Here is a 24,219-nt window from a genome sequence, read left to right on the forward strand (position 1 = left end):
CGATGAGTATGTTATATGCAAATGCAAGTCAAATCGATATCACACCACCTTTAGGGACTGTTATCAATGGAGAATTTACATGTAGGTATGCGAATGCAATTGCAGATCCCCTGTATGCCAAAGCAATATACTTGCGTCAAGGTCGCGTTAAACTGTTGTTGATCGTGGTGGACATTTGTGTCATGAAGCGTGAGTTCCTCGATCCCATCAAAGCCGAAATAGAACGGCAGACCGGTATGCCTATCGCCAACCAGTTAATATCTAGTACACACGCTCATTCAACAGGTTCTGTTGCTGATCTGTTGCTAGCGCATGCTGACCTAGGGTATCGAAAGTTATTGTCAGAAAGGTTATTGGACTTGGCAACACTTGTCGTTGAAGATCCTAAGCCTGTTAAAATTGCTTTCGGACGTGTAAGCAAACCAGAGCATGTGACTTGCAGACGATATCATATGAAAGATTCGTATCAAGCAAATAACCCTGTTTCAGGCTTGACGGATCGTGTAAAAACTAATCCTTTTGGTGCTGAGGAGAATATCGTGGAAAGGAATTCTGAACCTGATGGTGAGCTCTGCTATCTCGGAATCCAGACAATATCCGGAACATGGATAGCATTGCTCGCAAATTACGGCCTGCACTATGTCGGAGACTGCCCTCGAAATACGATATCGGCTGACTATTTTGGGTATTTTGCTAAGGCAGTCGGACAGCTCTTGGGAACTACCGATGCCGTGATAGCTATGACTAATGGAACAAGTGGTGAGGTAAATATTTGGGATTTTATAGATGGGAACCGCTATCCTAAAGAAGACCACGCGAAAAGTAAATTTATAGCGGATGATCTGGCGAGCGCTGTGGTTGAGAGTTTGAAAGTTGCTGACTGGGAGTTAGATCCCGAATTGCACTGCGTGGCTTTAGATTTAATACTGCGTAAACGTCTTATCTCATCCGAACTGTTGGAAAGAGCAAATAAAATTGTGAAATCTACGGATTATGAACAGCTGAGCTATTCGGACGAAGATCTTTATGAAAAAGTCTATGCACGCGAACAGCTACTACTGGAAGATCATCCAGATTCTGTTCAATTTCCGATACAAAGTATTAGGATCGGCAAAACACAGATTGGTGCGTTAGGAGGAGAATTCTTTGCAGCCACGGGGCTCTCGCTTAAATCCATCTTTCCTCAGTACTTCACCATAACAATGGCCAACGATTACGTGGGATATGTACCCCCAGCCCATGAGTTTGAAAAAGGTGGGTATGAGACTTGGCGTGCAAGGTCTTCTTTTTTAACGGAGCAGGCTGAAGCGCAGATTAAGCAAAGTTTAATTGAGCTTCTAAACGAACAGCGTGATGTAAATAAACGCTAAAAATATAAGCAGACTGAAGTTACTGCGGTATTGGAACCTGATATTATTCTGTATCCAGATTTGGTAAAAAGGGAATATTAAGTTGACGTTGAAATATTGTACCAATTATGTATTGAAAAGTAGTAGTTAGCCCCTTAAAATCAAGCTACTTTTGGAGTGTTAGATTATATTAAATTATGAATGATCGAAGAGGTTTCTTAAAACAGGTAATAGCATTAGGTGGGGCCAGTCTACTAGCCAATGAAAATCTTATGGCGTCTATTCTGAATCAAAGTCAGGTGCATAGAAATGATAAAATATGGTGTAACCTAATTCATTTGAGTTTTAACTTATGGGAGGACCATGACCGCTTGAAAGATAGCCCAGACCCAACGATAAAAGCAAGGATTTTTGATGATACGTTGCGCTTGAGCGATCAATTATGGGAGGATAGTATCGCCAAAATGAAGCTGTATGGTATGAACATGGTCTTATTAGACTTAGGGGATGCGATCAAATACGAAAGCCATCCCGAAATAGCCGTGAAAAATGCCTGGTCGGTATCTAGGTTAAAAAAGGAGGTTAAACGATTGAAGGCAATGGGGATAGAGCCGATCCCGAAATTGAATTTCTCGGCTGGACACGATGCCTGGTTGGGCAAATATTCGCACATGCTTTCAACGGATACATACTATAAGGTATGCAAGGATTTGGTAGACGAGGTGGTCGAAATATTCGAAAACCCAAGGTTTTTCCATATAGGCTACGATGAAGAGGATTATCGTAATCAGGTGTTTTATGACTATGTGGTATTAAGACAAAATGATCTTTGGTGGAAGGACTTGTATTATTTTGTTGATATGCTTGGTAAACACAATGCCAGACCATGGATATGGTCTGACTATGCATGGGAATATCCTGAATCATTTTACAGTAAAATGCCTAAGGATGTAATCCAAAGTAATTGGTATTATAAAGATGACTTTTCGAATTTGAATGACATCGCCATAAAAACTTATATAAAATTGCAGGAAAATGGTTTTGATCAGATTCCGACAGCGGGGTACTACGAACATACGCCGGGAGTATATCGTGCGGAGAAAAGTGCTGAAGCGACAGTAAAATTCAGTCGTCAACATATCTCAGATAAACACCTGTTAGGCTTTATCCAGACTAATTGGCGTCCGACAATAGAAGTCTACCGTGCCGATATCTTGAAATCAATAGATCTCCTGGGGGAAAGTATGAAGATGTAGTTAAGGAATAAAATTGGTCTTTAGTTTATAGTTAGCATACGCCTAAATTCAGAAGGGGACATGCCTTTTAGTTTTTTAAACTGTCGGTTGAAGTTGGCTACACTATTGAATCCGCAGGAGTACGCCGCTTCTAGAATAGATTTGTCTTTTTCAGAAATCAATTTGCAGAAATGACCAATACGGACTTGGTTTACGTATTCAACAAATGTCATGCGGTATTGATCCTTAAAGAAGTTGCAAAACGTAGTGGTGGCCATATTGGCTTCGTCTGCCACTTCTTTTAAGGTGATATTCTTTTGGAAATTGCGTAAGATATAATCGTTTATACGAGTATAGCGGTTACTTTCTTTGTTATTACTGAAGGTAAAGTTAGGACTGGCCAGTGGCTCATAGTCTTTCATCGTGGAAATAATATCAAAAATTTCAAAAATAGAGCTAAGACGTTTCAACCCACTTTCTGGTACCATGCCATTCATGATGTGAGCAATCTGAATAGCAGATGAACCGCGAATATGTATTCCTCTTGACGATAGATTTAGAATATCGCTGAAAGTAGCGAATTCCGGAATATTAAAAATGTCTTGTCCAATAAAATCGGGTGTAAAGTGAATCACGCTTGCGTCTGCTACTACTTCGTCATTGCTCGTACTGTGTTTGTCATCGCTGACCCATACATGTGGAAGATTGGGACCCATCAATACGAGGTCGCCAGAGCTGTAATAGCCGATATGATCCCCTACTAGGCGCTTTCCTGAACTTTTGTTTACTAATACAAGTTCGAATTCTGGATGATAGTGCCAAGGGCAGGGGAAGTGTGTACCTTTTTCATTGAAAAAGACAAATGACTTGTCAAATTCTTTTGGTAGTCTAAATTCGACGGCTTTCATACTGCTTATATTTGTGGTTAGTGGTATCAAATTACAGTTTTACTGCGAAGATACCAAGTGATAAGTGTCTAAAATGAAAAATAGTATCAGTATTGGGTAATATTGATTAGGTCGGATTTGCTTTTAATAACTCCGTAAAATGTCTGAACATTCACCTTTATTTTTCTGTTGGTTTTTATGTAGATTTGTCGGCTAATCAGTTAATCTAGATTTTCTAAGGTTTCGGCATCAATGGAAGCTAATACAGTATATGTGAAGACGATCGATATAGGACAGGAGTCTGTTTTTGAGGCGATGTATTTGCGTTTTTATAGCCCGCTATGTTACTTTGCCAGTAAATATGTCATTGATAATAATGATGCTGAGGATCTCGTAGGTACGGTGTTTACCAAACTGTGGCGAGATAAAGGATACTATGATAGTTTCGATCATTTGCGCAACTTTTTGTATAAAGCGACGTATAACGCTTGTTTAAATCATTTGCGGGGTATCCAACGTAGTCTGCAACATAAAAAGCGCTTTGCCGAAGAGCTATCCGAAGTTGGAGAAGACTATTGGTCTGGGGTAATACGGGCCGAATTGATAACGAAGATATTCGACGCTATTGATCGTTTGCCACAGCATTATGCAAATGTACTCCGCTTGGCATTTGCTGAAGAACTGAAAAACGAAGAAATAGCTGAAAGATTGAATCTAAGTTTACAGACAGTAAAAAATTACAAATCCTCTGGTCTTGAAATGTTGAGAAAACGCATCTCTCCGATAGCGTTGTTTCTGCTTACCATTATGATGCCTTAATATTATTTTTTATTTTTTTACTTTTTCAAAGTACGTTACACTGCTACCGGTGTATATAGTGTTTGTGATAGAAATATTTTCTCATGGAGCCAGAAAAACTAGATAGAATAATAGATCTCTTATTTAAACAAAAAGTAGATAAACTGTCCCCATCCGAACAGGATGAGCTGGATCGCTGGAAGAAGGAAACTAGTGCTAACCTGAGACTGTCGGATCAACTGGGGGATGAAGTGCTGTTTGCCGAGGAACTGGCTTTATATAAGCAATTTGATGGAGAGAAAGCGTTGAATCGCTTTAAAGCTGATAACCTCATAGAAAGACATTCTGTATTTAAACGCCTTTGGAAATATACAGCAGCAGCAGCAGTCGTATTGATCGGTGTCACTGTGGGGATTCGGTATATAAACTTAGATAAGCAGGATATGAAGACATCTGAACAAGCTGTTATTGTGCCAGGAGGAAACAGGGCCGCTTTGGTGTTGGAAAATGGGGAACAGATACTACTTCATGAAAGCGAAGAAGGGATAGTCTTTGGCGATTCAGTGTATTATGAAGACGGGAAGGCTGTGGCTAAGGTTGCTCCTTCACAGTGGTTGACAGTAGTAACTCCAAGAGGTGGGACGTATAAAATGACGTTGGCCGATGGGACAAAAGTATGGCTTAATTCAGATTCGAAATTTAAATATCAACGTGGACAGGTAGGGGGAGAGAGAAAGGTGTTTTTGGATGGGGAGGCTTATTTTGAAGTAGCAAGTAAGCGCCGCTCTTCGGTGAGCAACCGAGATTATATCCCATTTCGGGTGATTAGTGGAATACAGGAGGTGGTGGTATTAGGTACGACTTTCAATGTAATGGGATACGCAGCAGACAATAGTGTAGAGACAACATTGCTAGAAGGAAAGGTGAATGTATATGGGATAGGTAATATGAAGGGACAATCTACACTTTTAGCTCCCGGACAGCAGTCGGTCTTGACTAGGAAAGGGCAACTATTGGTGAAGGAGGTAGATGTGGAGCCTTATGTGGCATGGAAGGATGGTAGATTTCAATTTGAAAGTCAAAAGCTAGTCGATATTATGAATACATTGGCTAGATGGTATGATATCGAGGTGGTATTTGATTCGGATAAGAAGAATGTTTTATTCACTGGATCGATGGATCGTAATGCTTCATTTAATGATATTCTGGAGAAAATAGGAGGCACAAAACAGGTAAGCTTCCGTATTGAGGGAAGGAGGGTAATCGTGATGTAAACGGATGGTACAAAAATGTGATAGGATCATCTGTAGTAGAAAATAAAGCGGAAGTGCTTGAGACCCCTTCCGCTTGTGTTTCGAGATGTTTCTTATCAAATTCAGATCTAACAAGAATTTTTAACCAAAACACAACCAAAGTTAATGAATTTAGAGAACTATTTGGTAGTGCGCAAGCTTATGGAGTACTACCATTTTATAAGTAAAGTAATGCGCATTACATTTTTGCTGCTAACGGTATTTCTAGTGCAGGTCTCTGCCAGAACGAATGCCCAGATTAATATCAATGAGAAGAACGCGTCTCTTCGAAAGATTATCAAACAGATTGCTAAACAGACTGGATACGATTTTGTATTTGCGGATAAAGATTTGGCAAAGGCCAGTCCTGTGAGCGTTAATCTGGAGAACGTCTCTTTGGATCTAGCGTTGAAACGTACTTTTGCGGGGCAACCCTTAACTTATCATATCGATGAGCGAACGGTAATCTTAAGTGGGATGCCTCAAGTGCCTGCTAGGACGGTTAATGCGACGGGCACTGCAGTGCCTATTCAAGAATATATAACGGTAAATGGAACCGTTCAAGGAACAGATGGAGTAAAGCTTCAGGGAGCTTCTATTAAAGCTTTGGATACGAAGGGGAATGAGATCAATCTTTATGCATCGAGTGATAGTAACGGTGATTTTGTGCTAAATAAGGTGCCTATTAGTGCGTTATTGGAATTTAGCTTTGTGGGCTATCAGAAGCGAATCCTAGCTGCGCGTACACAGATGGGGATAGTCAGCATGCAGGCTGTAACTGCACAAATTGAAGAGATCCAAGTAGTAAATACAGGATACCAGAGTCTGCCGAAGGAACGATCTACCGGGGCTTTCGATATAATTGATAAAAAGGTATTGGAAACACCACGTATATCACTGGCCAATAAATTGGTCGGCGCATCTGCAGGTTTGCAACCTTCTTTTGACGCAAATGGTAAAGCTTCTTTTGTGCTAAGGGGAAAAGGCACATTTGGCGGATCGGCTCCATTGCTAGTTGTTGATGGTTTTGCAATCAATGGTGGCTTTGAGTCCATCAATCCAAATGACGTGGAGTCTATTTCTATTCTTAAGGATGCAGCAGCAGCTTCCATATGGGGAGCTAGAGCTAATAATGGGGTGATCGTGGTGACGACTAAGAATGCAAAAAAGTCGGGTAAGTTGCGTATTGATTTTTCTAATCAATTGCAGGTCGGCAGTATGTATGATATCGATTACTTGCGTAATCAGGCTTCATCCGAGGAGACGGTAAATTATGAGCGGGCAACTTTTGGTAAGTACCAATATAAGACGATGATGGGGGGGATGCCTCCCGTAAATGTCAAGGAGGGAATAAGCCTGCCTTACTCACAGGCCCAGACGCTGTACAATCAATATTTTTATAAGGAAATAGACGAGAAGACCTATGAAGATGGTTTATACCGATTGTCGCAATTGGATAATACACAGCAGATTAAAAATCTACTTACTCAACGACCTATTACACAGCAATACAGTTTTTCGTTGGCCAGTCCATCGGAGCGAATGTCTAATTACGCATCCCTCTTGTATAATCAGGAACGGAGTGGTTTCGTCGGAAATAAAAACAGAAACATGCAGATGGATTACAGAGGGCAAGCTGCTATAGCCTCGTGGTTGGACTTCTCTTTGTCTAGTATGTTTCGTTATCAAGAAGCTGATAATTCTGGTGTATCGTCTGGAGATATAACCGAATTGCATCGCTATGATATGTTAATAGGTGAAAATGGTCAACCTACTAATATGAATTATCTAAGGTACTATCAACCTTTGTTGAACAGTTCGGTGCCGATGTCTTCATTCCCGTATAGCGATTGGAGTTATAATATTCTGAATGAAATGAAATCTAGAGAGTTAAAGTCTAGTGGCTTAAACTTACGTGTACAAGGAGGGCTGGATTTTAAATTGGGATATGGTATTCGTTTGGAAACAAAATTCATGTTTGAAAGGCTACAGTATGACAATCGTAATCTATATTATGAAGATTCTTATTTTGTGCGTAATCTCGTGAATACCTCCGCAGAATGGAATAAGACAACAGGGGCTATACGTACCAATATTCCAAAAGGGCAGGTATTAGATCAAAATACCAATGCTACTAATGCGTATAACTGGCGGAATCAATTGAATCTTAACCGCACTTTCGCTGAGATCCACGAAGTGAATGCATTGGTTGGAGCTGAGATTATTCAAAGAAATAATAAGCGCGTCAATATGGCGAGAACGTATGGCTATAGTGATGATCAGCTTACGGTTGGTATATTACCGAATGGGACTGGAAATGGATTGCAGCTAACTAATTGGTTGGGTAACCGCCTAACTATTCCATATACAAATGCATACGGCTATGCTATGGATCGCTATTTTTCCAGTTATGGGAATATGGCCTACACTTACGACCGTAAGTATACCTTGAGTGGCTCGTTTCGGATAGATGCATCTAATTTTATCAGTGATGAGCCAAAGTATCTCTATTCACCGTTCTGGTCAATAGGTGGTAGTTGGAATCTTAAGAATGAAAACTTCTTGCTTGATAATACACGCGTAAATGCGTTGAAATTAAGGTCTACATATGGGTATAATGGCTCATCGAATACAGAAACTTCATTTAAGCCATTGATACAGGTGAATGGGGTCAATGCGGAGTCAGGACATATGGAGGCTCAAATACATAGTTATGGTAATCCTACCCTGCGTTGGGAGCGTACAGGCACGCTCAACCTAGGCGTAGACTACGAACTTTTGAATGGGCGATTGTTTGGTAAATTGGATTACTACCGTAAGCATGGAAAAGATATCTTGGCTTATGTCTCCATTCCATTGATTAACGGGACGTATACCGCAAACTTTAATAGTGCAGAGATCCTGAACAACGGTATCGAATTGGAAATCGGATCGCGCTGGAAGAATGGTAACGGATTTTATTGGGAAGGTGTGCTAAATATGGCGTACAATCATAATGAGGTGAAGAAGTTACTTTTGGTAAGTCATCCTTACTGGCACCTATCTGGATCTGGCGGAACTACCTACGTGGAAGGCAGGCCAATGTCGGCGGTCTATTCGTTTCGTTACGCTGGGCCACACAACTTTGGAACAGAAGGGTCTCCACAGATAAGACCAGCTGTGTATCTCAAAGACGGAGAGGTGATGGATATTGTGAGTGGACAAACTCAACTTGATGGACTTGAATTTATGGCTTATCAGGGTGCTTCGGTAGCTCCATATACCCTAGGAATGCGTCACTCGTTTGGATATAGGGATTTTGATCTGTCTTTTTCCTTGATAGCCAAATTAGGACATATCTATAGGAAGACACCATTCAACCACCCTGGGAGAAATGGTCAGCCAAACTCGATGTTGAATACTGCGAGGACAGCAGAACCGGAGGGGATGTTGCCAGCATTGCCATACAACGAAAACGATGCGCTTTATTCTGTTTCTTATAGCTCGTATATGGATTATCTGACTACAAGTGCGAATCATCTTCGTATCAATGATATCACGTTAAGTTATAATCTTAAACAAGGTCTTTCAAGAGTAGTTAAACTTGAAAGGGCACAGCTGTTCGCACAGACAAATAATCTAACGATAAAGGGAAAGGGAGAGGACCCGGAATTCTTATATGGTAGGATGCGTTTGCTGCCAAGTTTTATGTTGGGTATTAAGGTTGGATTTTAAAGAATTAATGTAATGTATATTAGAAATATAGTTTTAGCATCGTTATTAGTATTCGGTGTTGTTTCTTGTGATAAGTATTTGGCCGAGCCTCCTTCAAAGAATAGAGGTGTTGAGATTAAGACAATTGACCAACTGGATGCATTATTGAATAAGGCTTCTTTTTCGAGGCTTCGTACGCAGATTGCGCCGGCGATTATGTATAGTTCAGATAGTTTCGAAATGACTCCGGAACATTACGCAAAGGGATTCCGTTTTGCAGGAACAGATATGGATATCATTCAGATGAGTGTATGGGAAATGCCTTTTACAGAGAATACGAATCATTTGACCAGTTACTGGGGCGCGGGCTATGAAGGAGTATATATGGCCAATCTGGTGTTGACTAATATAGATAAAGTATCCGGCACAGATAAGGAAAAAGCTAAAGTCAAAGCGCGCGCACACTTATTACGCGGTTATAGTTATTTCGAACTGGCACAGTACTATTGTCTACCCTATGGGGCAAAGACATGGAATGAATTGGGATTGCCTATTAAGCAGACAACAGGGTACGAGGAGGATGCACGACGTGTCACACTAAAAGAGACATATGATTTTATTGAAGCGGATATAAAGGACGCATTGTTGTTGGACGAGCCTCTGTTTTTGGATGGAAAACGTATGAGTTGGAAAGAAACTACAGCGACTGCGAATGCATTGGCAGCCCGGTTTTATCTAGCTACAGAGAACTATACTTTGGCAAAACAAGCCGCAGAAAAGGCTTTGTCTTTTGATGATTATATCCGTGATTACGGATCGGGAGAGATTACCCAAAAGGTTGATTTGTTTTCCGGTCAGTTGGTCGCATCAAATACGATCGTGGACAATTTTCACACCACATATTTGGCGGATTGGGATAGAGCGTATTATAACAGGACACCCCTGTATCTTTTTGAATCGTGCCTTCCCATTGTAAGTAGTAAACTGATGGCATTATATGGCAGCGGTCAGTATGATCTACGAAAGAAATTCTTCGTCTTGGAGGATATGAAAAACGTAGGGAGCATGAAGATTTTTATTGGCAATAATTTTGATCAGTCGGTGAAGGTACCAGGCTATTATCAGCATGGCAATTTTTATACAAATATTGCGCCCAACGTCGTTGAAATGCTAATGACGAAGATTGAAGCAATCGCTCGTACAGGTAATTATCAACAGGCGATGACAGAGCTAAATAAATTCAGACAGTTTAGATTTGATAAACAGACCCCCGAATCGATTGTACAGCTTGAAGCGAAGGACAAGAATGATGCGATACTGAAGATTCTTGAAGAGCGTCATAGGGAGTTTCCTTATACTGTTCGTTGGTTTGATCTACGTCGTATCAATTTTAATTCTGAAACCTTTGACGATGTCACGGTGACTAAAACTTTCTTCCCGGTAAAAGCTAGTGCTGTAGACTACAATGGTACCCCAGTCAAATATACCTTAGGACCCGAGTCTAGGGGATATGCTGTTGCTATTCCTTTGCAGGAAATAGTCGCTGCAAATGGGGGTATAGAACAAAATCGCTATTAAGATGGGGAAGGGATTTTTAATTGTGGCTTTCTACCTACTGGCATGTCTAAGCGGTAGCGTCTCGCAAGAAATGGTGGTTATTAAAGGGGAGGTATTGGGTGATACGGAAGGCTACAATAAGGTATATGTAATGGATGGTAAGGGAGAACGGGATTCGGCTGTAATTGTAAACGGTACATTTGAATTAAAACTCAAATTTCATCTTGGAATGGAGCCCTATTTGTTTATGGAAACCTATATGAGGCCAGGTAGGATGCAAGAACCTTTTTTACTAGTGATCGACAGACCGGGGACATTGTACCTTAAGAATATTGACACGGATAAACCGCTCCATAAGGTGAGAGTGCAGGGTATGCAGTCTATGATGGATTATCAGGTTTTTACCGACCGTTATTTTGCTGTACAGGATAGTTTGAGGCGGTTACAGATTGAAAACGCGTATAGTGCAGTGCAGCTGAAAGAGGTTCTGTCAAAAGAACTCAAAATGTATATGGGGCTGTATAATTCTTCTTTTGCGGCTATTTATGCTTTGGATAAGGTGAAAACAAGAATTGATGCCGGTGAATTGCAACATGTATACGGACAGTTGAGTCATGAACAGCAACATACAGAAAAAGGAAGGGCTATACGTGCATATATTGAGAATGCACTTTTTTCTAGCGTAGGAAGTGATATCAGTCTGTTGACATACACCGATACCGAAGGAAAGTTGAAGTCTCTTGCTGATCTAAAGGGAAAGTACGTTTTGATTGATTTTTGGGCGAGTTGGTGTGGACCCTGTGTTAAAGCCTTTCCTCATCTTAAAACACTTTACGAACGTTACAAAGGAGATAAGTTTGAGATAGTGGGAGTGTCGATAGATAAAAAGGAGTCGGAGTGGGTAAAAGCTTACGATAAATATCAATTGCCTTGGCTGAATGGTATTGACAAATCGGAGGAAATGCAAAAGAGATTGTTGATAACAGCGGTTCCTACTCTTTTTCTGCTTGATCCGGAAGGCAGAGTTGTTTTGAAAGAAATAGGTCTCAGTGAGAATGTGGATCAAACTCTGAAGACGATTTTCGAGAAATCGGAAAAACTGTAGGAGTAACAGGTATTTAAAGTAAAACTATGTTCGATTGAAAGAGCCGTGTTCCCTGAGGAGCACGGCTCTTTATTATTGAAGGAAGCGGCTTTTATCTCCCGATGTATACTTTTCCTGTAATTAATAGTGAAATTCGTTCATAAAAATATAATGTAATAGGGCTTGCCCTCTGTAATTATAATGTTTATTTTAGCTGTTTGTTGGAGGTGAAATATCCTGTTGTGTTAGATTTGTTTGTTAATTTAATTTTAACTTATATGAAATATATATGAAAAAAGTATTCTCCTTATTATTAGCCGGTATCACCTTGTTTACGGCTCCTGCCTTAGCCTGTACACGTGTTGTGTACAAGGGACCTAATGGCAACATCATTACTGCACGTAGTATGGATTGGAAAGATGACATCGCGGCCAACTTATGGGTTTTCCCACGTGGTCTAGAGCGTAATGGCGAAGTAGGTGCACAATCCATAAAATGGAAATCTAAATACGGTTCAGTTATTGCATCGGCATGGGATATAGCGACTACAGATGGTCTCAATGAAAAGGGGCTGGTAGCTAATGTACTTTGGTTGGTCGAATCTTCCTATCCTAAGTTTGATCCGGTAGGTTCAAAACATGGTTTAACTATATCGGCCTGGGCACAGTATGTATTAGACAATTATGCTACAGTACAAGAGGCTGTGGTAGATCTAGGGAGGGAATCTTTTGTAGTCGTTAGTGATTATATTCCTGGGACACAGAAATTCACGACGTTGCATTTGTCGCTATCGGATGCTACAGGTGACAATGCAATCCTAGAGTATATTAATGGCAAATTGATTATTCACCATAGTCCTAAGTACACGGTAATGACGAATTCACCTGTGTTTGAGGAGCAATTGGCCCTCAATAAGTACTGGGAAGGAATACCTGGGACAGTAATGCTACCAGGCACTAATCGTGCTGCTGATCGTTTCGTGCGTGCATCATACTACATCAATGCCATACCACAGACAGATGATACACGTACATCGGTAGCGAGTGTGTTTTCTGTAATACGTAATTGCTCTGTTCCATTCGGAATTAGTTCTGAAAAAGAACCTAATATATCATCGACCCGTTGGAGGTCTGTAGCGGATCAAAAGAATAAAGTATACTACTTTGAAACGGTGCTTACGCCAAATACATTTTGGGTAGACCTTAAAAAGTTCAATCTGGCGGAAGGTGCTAAGACAATGATGCTTGATTTAAAGGAATTTTCGACATTCAATGGTCTTTCAGACGCTAACTTTAAGGAAGCTAAACCATTTAAGTTTATGGGTATTTAACTGTAGCGGCGGGCTATATTCTACCATTCAAATACTAGCAAGAGGGATAGAAAGCTATATATCGCCATCTCGTTTTCGGATGGCGATTTTTTTGGATCTAAGTGGATGAGGAGAGCTACAAGATTCGCGTTTATGTTACGACGTAATTATATGGTGTGTAAAGACGAATTTATGCAGGTTTGGTGATTTCTAAGTCAAAATCAGTGAAAACGGATGTATAGGCGCTCGTATTGTATTACCTTTGCGACTTGATCAAAAAAAGAAAGTATACATGGCGAATAAAGAGAAAAGCAATTTCCTGTTCTTGGTCTATTTGGCGGGGTTGAGTGTTATAGGTTTTTTGGCGACCGATATGTACTTACCTGCATTTGATAAAATGCGTGCGGATCTTGATACGAGTAAAAATAGTATCAGTGCGAGCCTTACGCTATTTCTGGCTGGGTATGCGATAGCACAATTGCTGTGGGGACCCTTGGCTGATAAGATCGGTAAGCCTCGTTCGATCTTGATGGGGCTTGGAATATTTACAGCGGCTTCACTTTCGATTTACTTTACTTATGATGTAACGGTGCTACTAGCACTTCGTTTGGTACAGGCTATTGGGGTCTGTGCGGCGGCAGTGAGCTGGCAGGCACTAGTGATCGAACGCTATCCGGCAGAGCAGACAAATAAAGTGTTTGCGACTATCATGCCACTGGTAGCTTTGTCTCCGGCATTGGCTCCGCTGTTGGGGGTGTTTCTACTGGATCATTTTAACTGGCGATCTATCTTTATCGTGTTAGCTTTTATTGCTTTACCATTAATGATCTATACGCTTACGTTAGAATCGAAAACAACAGTAGGGCATGGCTCGGAACCGAAGAAAAAGGGTGAGTCGTATATACAGTTGCTGCAATCTAGGACCTATATCGGTAATGTGATGATCTATGCGGTCTGTTCGGGGGCATTCTTTGCTTGGTTGACAGGTTCGCCATTTTTTTTAAAAGAACTGGGGTATAATGAAGGACAGATCGGTTTCAGTTTTGTGCCACAGACGATTGCGTTTATGTTGGGCGGATATGGGTATAGGGCACTGTCGGACCGGATGGAAGGAAGACGTATTCTGCCTTTCTTGCTGGTTCTTTATTCGGTTGCGGTGATCGGTGTCTTGGCTATTACTCTGATTACAACGCCTACATTGGTTATGTTATTGATTCCTTTTTGCTTGATGGCCCTTGCAAACGGAGCTTGTTATCCAATTGTGGTGGCTCAGGCGATGAAGCTATTCCCGAATAGTCTTGGTAAAGCTTCGGCTTTGCAGAATGCTTTGCAGTTAGGAACTTGTTTTCTCGCCAGTGGTATTGTATCGCTATTTTCAAGTAACGCATTATTAACTACTGCTTTGGTGGTGGTAGGTACGATTCCTTTTGTAATTATAGGTTTTAGGTTGTCCAAGTAACTATAAGGTGTACCATAAAGGGCTTGAGGAAATACCTCAAGCCCTTTATGATTATAGAGGAATGTGTTATTTTTTTTCTGCAACGAGGGCATATACCATCGGGATTTTATCCGCTAGATGGTATATTCTATACTTCTTACGTTCAAATTCAACAGTTTTATTGAAACAATCGTAAGGGGAGTAGTCAAACTCGTCAAAAGATTTGAGTTCGAGGCCACTGTTCAATAAACTATTGAGAACTTCACCGAGTCCATGGTTCCAGCAGATATAGTCTTGGCTGATGGAGGCTTCCTTGTCGGCGTATGTGCCTGTTTCAGATTCGACAATAGCGCCGGAATTGAAGTATCTGTAGCCAATGCTTTCAAAATTATCATCAAACATCCATACGACTGGATGGAACTCTGCAAAAATAAGTTGTCCTCCAGGTTTTAGGAACTTCGAAATCACTTGGGCCCATTTGTCCAGATCCGGAAGCCAACCGATTACACCGTAACTAGTGTATACGATGTCGAATGTTTCATCAAGATGGTTGGGAAGATCATAGATATCACAGCAAATAAATCTGGTGTCGGTATGAAGTTTCTGTGCGATTTGACGCGCACTATCTATGGCTTTGTCGGATAGGTCGACCCCTGTAACGGTGGCACCTAATCGGCTCAACGAGATGCTATCCTGGCCAAAGTGACATTGTAGATGGAGTATGGATTTGCCTCGTACGTCTCCAAGTAACTTTAACTCGATATCATTGAGCGAGTTGTTTCCACTAAGGAAACCTTCCATGTCGTAAAAATCGGAATTTAGGTGTGTCTCGGTTCTGTTGTTCCAGGACTGGCGGTTTACCGCTACGTAATTTTGTTCTGTGCTCATTTTACCCTTTTTGATATTCTCATTGTCGCCCAATGCGACAACAGCGATACAATTTACAATTTATTGGGAAATAAAGTATAGTTGGCATGTGAAAAAACGAGAGGCGATCAGGGCGTATTGACAAAACTTTCGTCACTGAGGGTATGGAGAAACGAAATAATGGCTGCTTTCTCTTGTGGGGTCATTGGGATCCTACTCCCATTTTTCTTTAAAATCGGATCAAGGTTGTCGCTGTGTAGTACGCCCTTGTCAAAATAGTCTAAAACGGCTTGAAGGGTTTTAAATTGACCAAAACTGCCATAAGGCGCAGTGTAGGCGATATTACGTAAACTGGGGACACGAAAGCTCATGTAGTCGGCTGAGGTACCAGTGACCCGCGCTCGGCCAGCCTCGTCAGTGCTCGGGTTTAAAGGAAAACCTACATTTCGAAAGCTTTGGTCGGTAAATAACTCACCACTGTGGCAATTGGCGCATTTGCTGTTGAACAACCGGTAACCCCAGGCCTCGCTTTCACTAAACTGCTCTCCTTGGTTTTGTCTTACTCTGTCATATTTGCTATTGGCTGATATGAGGGTGTATTCGTATTGGGAAATGCTTTTATATATCCGGTCGGGGGTAATCTCCCGATCCCCAAATGCCTTTTGAAAGAGCCTGGGGTAATCTTTGTCCGTTTGGAGCTTCCTTATTACCTCCAAGATAGAAGAATTCATCTCTTCATGGGTAATAATGGGTACTAAGGGTTGTTTTTCCAATTCCCGCTTGTTGCCATCCCAATTGTAGTGTTTGATAAAAGCTAGATTTTGTATAGGTGGGGTGTTGCGCAGACCTACGCGGTCGTAAATTCCGATGGCTTGCTCCTGTTTGTCTGTAAAAGCATGAGCTTGTTGGTGGCAACTGCCACAAGATATGGTATTGTTGCCGCTGAGTTTTTTTTCATGAAATAGCTTCTTGCCCAGTTCTACACCGTATTGGGTAGGCGTGTTTCGGTATACAGCTTCATTAAAGGAAGGGAATCCTCTTGGGATATATAGCTGTATTTCTGGATTGTCGATAGCTGTTTTTTCTTCTGCGACTTCGCGCCTACAGGCTAAGGCCAACACAATCAAGGCTAAGGATAGGAGACCAATTGCTTTTTTCATGTACTAGAGTATAAAAGTGGGGCCGCAGCGTAATACGGCCCCATATAACGGATTTAGTTTTTGACACTGGTAATAGAAAATATGCCGGATTTGTCCGATTCTCCGTTGCCACCGAGATTGTTTACAAATTCGACCATTCCATCGGCAGTGTGGATACTGGGCGTAGCATTTCCAGCGCCTAATTTGATCGTTTTAGTCTTTCCGCTCAACAGCTTGTCAAAGTCGGCTCGGATGTTTATTATAGGCGAGCCTTTGCCGACAATAGCTGTTTCGGATAGGGAGAGTGTAATGTCTCGATAGGCATTGACACCGGGTATGTAGGTGGAAGGATCCTCCCTTTTGCCGTCTAAAGTACTGCCGGTATGTATAGAAAGTGCTTTCTTATCGGTATCATAGAACCCTTCGATCTTGGTAAAGCGGTATCCCGTACCCCATTCCCACATCATCTTAGTATCGTTAGCACCTGCTGTCGTATAAAACTTAGGAAAGCGTACCTCATCAAGGGTGTTTAATTCCTGTTTGACACCAAGTCCGAATTTTAGCTGTTTGTAATCCCCAGAAGGGATGTTGGATAATACATAGTCTAAAGTGGTAACTTTGGAATGATCGATCACGGTAGCGCCATTGTCTAGGTTATTGATATTATACGGCACTTCCTGGCCGTCGGTTTTAATCAATCTAATATTACTGATCACATACTTGAGTTCAGAAAATTGATGTGTCTGGTTTTCAGTAGAAGTATTGATTGTAGCAGTGGAAGAATTTTTGTCACCCAATACAATGGTTTTGTCTTTGAATGTATTGTCAAAATGAAGTGTTACATTATTGGCAGAAGGCTCACTCTTATCATTGGCAGAAGGGTCACTCTTATCGCAAGAGATTAGGGTTACGGAGAGTGCAGATGCAAATAGGATGTTTGTTAAATTTTTCATTGTGATTTACTTTAGTTTGATATTTAAAAATTGATTTTTGCAGAAGTGAATACATTTCTTCCCATTCGTGGAATATTGCCCCAATCGGCATAGGTGCTATAATAGGCGTTTAAGATATTCTCGGCACCGACTTGCAATGTGATTTTGAAGCTTCGGATAGGAAGAAGGTAATCAGCCGATAGGTTCCAGATGCGATAAGCAGGAGTTTTGTCTTCACCGTATTCCGGACTATAATGCCGTTGTACGGCGTCGCCTTGAAGTGAGGTCTGTACTCCAAATCGCTTGTGCATGTAATGTAGACTACTCTGGTAGCTCAATGGACGAATAAATGGTAGATTACCTCCCTTACCGTCAGTTGCCTTTGCATAGGTCAGGCTACCTTTCCAATGCAGATGAGTTAGAATATCATAGTGTCCACTTACAGCTAGATTGAAGATATTCGCGTGATCTATGGCGGTGTATCCTTTTACCCCCACTGATTGGTAGTTCATCGGGCTCCCCATGCTCAGTATCTTGCCTACGATATAGTCTTGAATATAGAAGTAATTGACTTTAGCCTGTAGGCTCATCCGATCTGTTTTATATCCAATGTTGGCATTGGTTTCGTACGATACTTCGTTTTTCAGGTTTGGATTACCGATATAATCGTATCGATCAAAGCTATTGTATATATAGTAACCATAGGCTTCTGATATAGAAGGAGCCCGGTGTCCGTACCCCGTACCAGCACTGATGTCGAACTGATTTATCTGGAGGTGATAGCTAGCATGTAAACCCGGTAATATCCGGGTCTTTTGTTGCGGAGCCCCAGGATGAAAGATCCAGTTGAACTCGGCATATTTGGAGTGGTTATAGTTGAGACCTAACGAACCTCCGATTATGACCTGACTGCGGTCTGACAGATTCCAGGAATTATTGTTGGACAAGCCGGCAAATCTTGTGGTAATCCAAGGCCAACTGTAGGCAAACATGGTACGCTGGCTGCGATCTTGCGGATACATGCGCATCTCGGCTATGGAGAGGTTGTCATAGGCGTTGAGCTGTATCTCTGAGGCGTAAGAGCCGCGTTTGAGTGCTATTTTAGAAAGTAGGCCATAGGTTGTGCTCCACCCCGGCATATCCATGTGTACGAGGTTCTCAGGCCGTGTGGTGTCGTCCATATAATGCTCGATGGCATTGAAATAAATCTTACTGTCCCAGAACTGTATCAGGCCATTGTCAAACAACTGTTTGTAGGATGCTGAGGTAATAATGGCACGTGATAACCAGAGGTCCATCGGGAGGGCAGGAAACCCTACGTCTTTGGCTTTGTCGTATATGGCATCTACACGTAAGGCAGAACGCTCACCTGTTTTGAATGCCAAGCCTAAAGAGCTGTTGAATTTGTTAAACTGGGAATGCTTTACTTCTTTATTATTACCATCATAATAGTTTTTGGCATTACGAAAGGAGACGCTACCATCAGCAGCAAACTTCTGAGTGGAATAGGAAAGGTCTGCTAGGTTAAAGAACTGTTTGTTGTTGAATTCGAACCCCGTCTGATAACTGCCATTTACCTTTTTTTGGTTTCCAAATGCGGTGTTCTTACGCTGAAGATCGATGCTACCAGCTACGGTAGCACCATGTAGGTTTCCTTCTTGTCCAGATTTTATAGTTATGGAAGAAAGGTTATTGGTCTCGATATAGGAGGTGATCGGGTCCATTTTATCGGTACAAGCTCCAAATACATGCATACCATCGATGGTAACGGAAGATCGCTCTGAACTCATATTGTTTAGCATAGGTTCCCAGGCGTAGGCACCACGCTTGATAAAGCTGATGCTTTGCGAGGAAGCTAAGAACTCATCTATTGTTACTGCTAGTTTTATGTCAGTTTTTATCTTTTTTCTTCCCTGGACACTTACTTTGACTTCTTCTAGCATTTTGCTGGTGTCACGCTTAGGGATGGTATCTTGGCCCATAACACTACTGATTGTTAACAACAGCACAAAAAGGACATTAATAGATTTCATATGTAAATAATTATTTTATGAGCTCGCAAGCTCGGTTTGACTTTTAATGGTCATATGGAATACTCATAGGTATTTCTGTTGGGTATTAAACTGAGTATTTCATAGATTTAGAATAATATATCAATATGTAGTTCGCTTTTGATTCCTTCAACACCTGGTGTAAAGTCATCGGGTACTACTGTGCCTTTGACAATACGTCCTTGTTGATTCAGTAGAATGAAGTTTAGGGTCCAATTGCCAGTCATAGTATAATTGACGACCCCGTGGTAGAGTCGATCGCTCCCTTGTATAAGGTCTTTATTATTGGGCGAGGAGTGGTTGCCCATGGATGGTTCGGGCATCCTGGGATCCAGCTCTAGGGTGTATCCCTCCACCTGACTGTAAGAATAGAGTGCCGGATTTGGTAAAACATCGGTATGAGTCACTTTAGGTCGGTTGTATTTGTATATGCCAGCTGTAAGTTCGTTTTCGGCTACTTTAGGTTTTTGAGGGGCTATAAGAGCGATAAAGTATTGCTCCCCATCGGATCCTATAAAGCTCTTCATATTCAGGTTTTTATTGTTTTGTTGACGTACCTGTATACTTTGTTGATTTGTGTGCTGCTGTATACCTGTCGTAAAACCAATATGAAGATTCCAGTTAAGCGTAGTGCTGCTTTCGTCTGTAAACACCACGTACCCTTCGAAATAGCCTTCATGAGCTTGGTTCACGAGCTGATAGCTATGGGGGCAGGAGCTAGGGGGCTGATTACCGTTTGTCAGTATTGGAAGGAGGGTCATAGCCGATACAGCAGGCTGTCCTTGACCTTGGACTTTTAAACGTATTTCGTTATAGCCTTTATAGAGCTGTCCTCCAAGGGCTTCGATACGAACGGTGTATGGCCCATTTGTAAAACTTGTGACCTCTTCGAATTGGCCCAGTTCTGGGACTATGGCATCTATCTCTGCCTCGTAGTCTGTTTTTCCTTTGGTGCATGAGTTAAGGGCACAGCAAAGCACTGTTAGAAAAAGTATAATTTTTTCCATTAGAATAAGTTTTAATCATTTTTCTTTCCTAGCAGCGCTTTAGAACAGTCTGCGACCGTATCGTACGACAACTATGGAAGGTGTAATAAATAATGCTGGAATGGGTAGATGTATCGTTATATGGGGCGTCTAGGTACTGCGCAAACAGAACAAGGCAATACAAGGACAGATCAAAAATAGATAGCCCGTGTAAGATACTATTACCCTAAAGGGAGTCGGTGATTAAGCGATGGGAGGACGGAATATAGAAGAACCGTAGGTAAATGCGTAGTTGGTCAAGTAAGGTGAAAAAGAGTTGTTCACATGATCCTCTGTTTGGGGTTGTGGTTGGAAAACGGTGTGCTCTTTGTGTACATAGAGCGCACTGTATTCGTACACAACAAGATTCTTTTTGGTCTCTTGTTTTTCTTTTTCTCTTATTTTCTTCATCAACACACATTGCCCGTTACAATGAAGTTGGGGACGGTCCTTGTTAATACATTTGGCCAGGTACTCCGGAAGGTGTATCTGGTAGTCCATGGTCATGATACTGCGGTAGAAAGATTGCAGTGTCAGCGCGGCTAATAAAATGTATGTACAAAAGAGTCTCAAAATATTGCTTAGCGTTTTTGTGGTTGCTAATATGCCTCAAATCTACGGAAAGATTTTTGTAAAAAGGAACAATGGAAGAGAAGTTTAATGCAATATTGTATTATTTATAACCGATTTATGTAAGTTTGCGCCCAATCTAGCTACTTGTGCTTGATGTATGTCCAACTGCGAGATATGGACATGTTGCAGCATGATTTGTAGTACGATCAATTAATCCTATAAATTTAGTATCTTCAAATATATTTTATTGTAAATCTATTATGAGAGGATTCATCTTATCCCTTTTGTTTTCTTTGTTGAGCAGTGTTTTATTGGGTCAGGAGATGGCTATCGCTGTCGTGCATTATAGTTTTAAACATGTGAACGATACTAACTTTAGGGATCGCCCGTTGAAGGATGAGGTCGTTACTTATTTGTCGCCACAATCTAGTTATTATACGACATATTCGGATGAACGGATAAAAAATGATATAAGAGCACAAAAGCAAGCCAAAGATTACAAAGGGCACCTCTCTGTTGGTTTTTCCGGGACGCCAATAAAGAATTTTTATCTTATAAGATCCGGACAGAAGGATATGGTGGAATTGTGTGCAATAGCTTCTTCTTTTGATATTTATAAGAAGGAGTCTGTTTACGATGTGCCAGATTGGAAGATAGAAGATGAAGTAAAGGAAATAGGGGGATATAACTGTCAAAAAGCGGTAACGCGATTTAAAGGACGTAATTACGTGGCTTGGTTTACTCCAGAAATACCTTTGCCTTTTGGCCCTTGGAAATTACATGGCCTGCCGGGATTGATTCTTTCGGCGGAGGATGATCTCCAGGAAGTGTCCTTTTCGTATTTGGGTTTCGATAAATTAGATGAGGCCAGAAGAAAGAAGGTAGAAATACCTTATTATACGATTGAAGCGACAGAAAAGGAAATCGACAGGTTGAAGACCGTTTTTGTTGAAAATCCAAATCAATATTACGGTTTACTGAATAGTTCGGGGCGGATGGCCATATCAAATGCTTTTTACGGAATAGATTATACAAAGAACACTATTGATATAGATGTAGCAGATGAGTATAAGCCTTCATTTAAGACGAATAATCCGTTAGAAAAGTAGGTGTAGTTGTTTTTATTTACCGACTGGGCTTAGCTATAGTTAGTAAAAATATTGTGGACACGATACAAAGACTGCCTATCCAGTCTATCGAGGTGAATGGTACCTGTAACCATAGTACGGCAATGATGGTTGCAGATAATGGTTCTGCTGAGGCGAGTAAACTGGTTTTTTGAGCACCTATAAGCTTGACAGCGGTCAAATAGGCATAAAATGGTACTAAGGTTCCGAAAAAGATAATGAACCCAACATAAACATAGGTGTGGGTATCCCATACTCCTTCGATTTCCCAAGGAGCTTTTATGAAGGCGAGTCCTGTCCCACCGACCAACATTGCCCATCCAATAACTAGCGCTGCACTATGGCTGTTGAGCAAACGGATGGGGTAAAGGGAATAAAATGCTAATGCCAACGCTGAGGCAATACCTAAAAATAGTGCTGTATTGGATATCAGTAGGGTAGTTGGGTTGCCATGGGTCACTAATAGAAAGGTGCCAGATACTGCTAGAAATATGGATAGATATTCCATAGGTACGGGCAATCTTTGATTTTTGAGGGTGAGGTATAAGGCAATCAGGATCGGCGCTAAATATTGTAAGACGGTAGCTGTTGCAGCATTGGAATGTTTGATTGCAGCAAAGTATGTGTATTGTACTGCGAGCATACCAAGGATGCTAAAGATCAATAGCTGTTTTGAATCCCTTTTATTCTTCCATATATGGTTTATATTATCGCCTTTCAATAGGGCAAAGAGTAATAATAGAGTGCCTGTCGAGAGCATTCTTACGGTGATGAGCCACTCGACGTTAATACCTCGTTGTTGAAATAGAAACTGTCCAAAGGTGCCTGATATTCCCCATAAAGAGGCTGCAAGTATTGCTAATATAAATCCTTTGAAAGTTTTGGATATAACCATGGAATGAAAAAAGTTCGTTATGTTGATGGTTCAAAGATTGCATAAAATCTTTGATTTACCCTATGTAAGTCAAAAAAAGTACCACCCTGTCCTGGTTATTTAATAAACTGGTAATAGTGGAGATTGGCAAGTGGGAACGATATGTCTATTGCAGAAGTTTTTGTTTAATCAGTATATTTACGCTAGGTAATTTAACTATTGACATATGCAAGATCATAAACTCGCCGTTTTGATAGACGCGGACAACGTCCCTTATGCGAATGTGAAGGAAATGCTCGAAGAGATATCGAAGAGTGGTACGCCCACGGTGAAGCGAATTTACGGAGATTGGACCAAGCCGCATCTTTCGGGCTGGAAGAATGTTCTGTTGGATAATGCTATTATTCCTATACAACAATACAGTTATACAACCGGCAAGAATTCGTCGGATAGCGCATTGATTATAGATGCTATGGATATTTTATATTCGGAAAAGGTAGATGGATTTTGTATCGTCTCTAGTGATAGTGACTTCACTCGATTAGCTACTCGGCTGCGGGAGGCGGGCATGTTGGTAATTGGCCTGGGGGAGAGAAAGACTCCCAAGCCGTTTATAGCAGCTTGTAATAAATTTATCTACATAGAGATTCTAAAACCTGTGGAAAAAGAGGAAGATGTGCCGGCGCCTGTGAAGTCGATAAGCAAGGAGACTTCTAAGCCGACGCAAAAGGCTATTGATAAGGTGGATAAAAAGATCGTGACCTTGATCGTTAATAGTGTGGATGATCTGGCTGATGAAACAGGTTGGACTTTCCTAGGCTCTCTAGGAAGCTTTATCTCCAAAAAGAAACCTGATTTTGATCCACGTAACTATGGGTTTAATAAGCTTTATGATTTGATTAAATATATTAATAGATTCGAGATTGATGAAAGGGATTCAGGGGGACACAAGCATGTTAAGCATATTTACCTTCGATTAAAGTAAGAAA

General features: G+C 41.2%; 19 protein-coding genes. 11 read left to right on the forward strand and 8 right to left on the reverse strand.

The window, feature by feature from the left end; genetic code table 11:
- Window positions 1-2 precede the first annotated feature (2 nt).
- Window positions 3-1,370, forward strand: coding sequence for a hypothetical protein (locus B5X76_RS17950; protein WP_139375378.1), 1,368 nt, complete (start codon window positions 3-5; stop codon window positions 1,368-1,370).
- 176 nt (window positions 1,371-1,546) lie between these two features.
- Complete coding sequence (locus B5X76_RS17955; protein WP_217699686.1) at window positions 1,547-2,605, forward strand: hypothetical protein; 1,059 nt, start codon at window positions 1,547-1,549, stop codon at window positions 2,603-2,605.
- 20 nt (window positions 2,606-2,625) lie between these two features.
- On the opposite strand, the gene B5X76_RS17960 is transcribed toward B5X76_RS17955, so the two are convergent.
- Complete coding sequence (locus B5X76_RS17960; protein ID WP_079645294.1) at window positions 2,626-3,492, reverse strand: AraC family transcriptional regulator; 867 nt, start codon at window positions 3,490-3,492, stop codon at window positions 2,626-2,628.
- 231 nt (window positions 3,493-3,723) lie between these two features.
- Here B5X76_RS17960 and B5X76_RS17965 point away from each other — a divergent pair, with 231 nt between their 5' ends.
- The 7 genes from B5X76_RS17965 (at window position 3,724) to punC (ending at window position 14,663) form a co-directional block, all read left to right on the forward strand.
- Window positions 3,724-4,290, forward strand: a complete 567-nt coding sequence (locus B5X76_RS17965) for an RNA polymerase sigma factor (protein WP_079645295.1) — start codon at window positions 3,724-3,726, stop codon at window positions 4,288-4,290.
- An 83-nt stretch (window positions 4,291-4,373) separates the two neighbouring features.
- On the forward strand, window positions 4,374-5,543 hold the full coding sequence (locus B5X76_RS17970; protein ID WP_079645296.1) for a FecR family protein: 1,170 nt from the start codon (window positions 4,374-4,376) through the stop codon (window positions 5,541-5,543).
- Window positions 5,544-5,687: 144 nt separating this feature from the next.
- Window positions 5,688-9,275, forward strand: a complete 3,588-nt coding sequence (locus B5X76_RS17975) for a SusC/RagA family TonB-linked outer membrane protein (RefSeq protein ID WP_079645297.1) — start codon at window positions 5,688-5,690, stop codon at window positions 9,273-9,275.
- Window positions 9,276-9,287: 12 nt separating this feature from the next.
- Window positions 9,288-10,832 (forward strand): RagB/SusD family nutrient uptake outer membrane protein, encoded by a 1,545-nt coding sequence (locus B5X76_RS17980; protein ID WP_079645298.1) that lies wholly within the window; start codon window positions 9,288-9,290, stop codon window positions 10,830-10,832.
- A 1-nt stretch (window position 10,833) separates the two neighbouring features.
- Window positions 10,834-11,916 (forward strand): TlpA disulfide reductase family protein, encoded by a 1,083-nt coding sequence (locus tag B5X76_RS17985; RefSeq protein ID WP_079645299.1) that lies wholly within the window; start codon window positions 10,834-10,836, stop codon window positions 11,914-11,916.
- Window positions 11,917-12,184: 268 nt separating this feature from the next.
- Entirely contained in the window at window positions 12,185-13,225 is a 1,041-nt protein-coding gene (locus tag B5X76_RS17990) for a linear amide C-N hydrolase (protein WP_079645300.1), read from the forward strand.
- 271 nt (window positions 13,226-13,496) lie between these two features.
- Complete coding sequence (gene punC, locus B5X76_RS17995) at window positions 13,497-14,663, forward strand: purine nucleoside transporter PunC (protein WP_079645301.1); 1,167 nt, start codon at window positions 13,497-13,499, stop codon at window positions 14,661-14,663.
- A gap of 66 nt (window positions 14,664-14,729) precedes the next feature.
- Here punC and B5X76_RS18000 read toward each other — a convergent pair whose 3' ends face one another.
- The 6 genes from B5X76_RS18000 to B5X76_RS18025 all read right to left on the reverse strand — a co-directional run bounded on the left by B5X76_RS18000 (window position 14,730) and on the right by B5X76_RS18025 (window position 21,067).
- The gene (locus B5X76_RS18000; protein ID WP_079645358.1) at window positions 14,730-15,530 is read right to left on the reverse strand and encodes a class I SAM-dependent methyltransferase; all 801 of its coding nucleotides are present in this window, start codon (window positions 15,528-15,530) and stop codon (window positions 14,730-14,732) included.
- A 107-nt stretch (window positions 15,531-15,637) separates the two neighbouring features.
- Entirely contained in the window at window positions 15,638-16,669 is a 1,032-nt protein-coding gene (locus B5X76_RS18005; RefSeq protein ID WP_079645303.1) for a cytochrome-c peroxidase, read from the reverse strand.
- 53 nt (window positions 16,670-16,722) lie between these two features.
- On the reverse strand, window positions 16,723-17,601 hold the full coding sequence (locus B5X76_RS18010) for an MbnP family protein (protein ID WP_079645304.1): 879 nt from the start codon (window positions 17,599-17,601) through the stop codon (window positions 16,723-16,725).
- 23 nt (window positions 17,602-17,624) lie between these two features.
- Window positions 17,625-19,613 (reverse strand): TonB-dependent receptor plug domain-containing protein, encoded by a 1,989-nt coding sequence (locus tag B5X76_RS18015; RefSeq protein WP_079645306.1) that lies wholly within the window; start codon window positions 19,611-19,613, stop codon window positions 17,625-17,627.
- A gap of 107 nt (window positions 19,614-19,720) precedes the next feature.
- Window positions 19,721-20,638: a hypothetical protein gene (locus B5X76_RS18020; RefSeq protein ID WP_079645308.1), complete on the reverse strand. Its 918-nt coding sequence runs from the start codon at window positions 20,636-20,638 to the stop codon at window positions 19,721-19,723.
- Between the two features lie 222 nt (window positions 20,639-20,860).
- Window positions 20,861-21,067, reverse strand: coding sequence for a hypothetical protein (locus B5X76_RS18025; protein ID WP_079645309.1), 207 nt, complete (start codon window positions 21,065-21,067; stop codon window positions 20,861-20,863).
- Window positions 21,068-21,489: 422 nt separating this feature from the next.
- Here B5X76_RS18025 and B5X76_RS18030 point away from each other — a divergent pair, with 422 nt between their 5' ends.
- On the forward strand, window positions 21,490-22,338 hold the full coding sequence (locus tag B5X76_RS18030; RefSeq protein ID WP_079645311.1) for a GLPGLI family protein: 849 nt from the start codon (window positions 21,490-21,492) through the stop codon (window positions 22,336-22,338).
- A 16-nt stretch (window positions 22,339-22,354) separates the two neighbouring features.
- Here the strand turns inward: B5X76_RS18030 and B5X76_RS18035 are convergent, their stop codons facing one another.
- Entirely contained in the window at window positions 22,355-23,251 is an 897-nt protein-coding gene (locus B5X76_RS18035) for a DMT family transporter (RefSeq protein ID WP_079645313.1), read from the reverse strand.
- A 205-nt stretch (window positions 23,252-23,456) separates the two neighbouring features.
- Between B5X76_RS18035 and B5X76_RS18040 the strand changes: the two genes are divergently transcribed.
- Window positions 23,457-24,215: an NYN domain-containing protein gene (locus B5X76_RS18040; RefSeq protein ID WP_079645314.1), complete on the forward strand. Its 759-nt coding sequence runs from the start codon at window positions 23,457-23,459 to the stop codon at window positions 24,213-24,215.
- The last annotated feature ends 4 nt before the right edge of the window (window positions 24,216-24,219 follow it).

The sequence above is a fragment of the Sphingobacterium nematocida genome, from assembly GCF_900168125.1.
Taxonomy (GTDB): Bacteria; Bacteroidota; Bacteroidia; order Sphingobacteriales; family Sphingobacteriaceae; genus Sphingobacterium; species Sphingobacterium nematocida.